Genomic DNA, 238 nt, shown 5'->3' with positions numbered 1-238 from the left:
CCCCCCCTTCGCCCCCCTTGCAGTTTTTTGACCTTGTTTAGCTTGACATCCTTCTTGCGCGTTTTCTCCTGGGTTACGATCAGCGCCTTGATGTCCAGTAGCTCCAGTGTTACCTTGAACGCCTTGAGGTCCAGTAGCACCAGTGTTACCTGGAGCACCTTGAGGTCAAGTAGCACCAGAGTTACCTTGAAAACCGGGCGGGGAGGTGGCGCGGGGGGGGGCTGCAGGAGGGGGGGGG

General features: G+C 58.8%; 1 protein-coding gene. It reads right to left on the bottom strand.

Features of this window, described 5'->3' with window-relative positions:
- The coding region (locus JDS99_RS31785) for a hypothetical protein (protein WP_206773337.1) at positions 1–238 on the bottom strand (238 nt) is incomplete at both ends.

This window comes from Bacillus cereus group sp. N6 (genome assembly GCF_016483705.1).
In the GTDB taxonomy this organism is placed as follows: domain Bacteria; phylum Bacillota; class Bacilli; order Bacillales; family Bacillaceae_G; genus Bacillus_A; species Bacillus_A wiedmannii.
The sequence above is the reverse complement of the archived record's forward strand: the minus strand, read 5'-3'. Positions and strand labels throughout refer to the sequence as shown.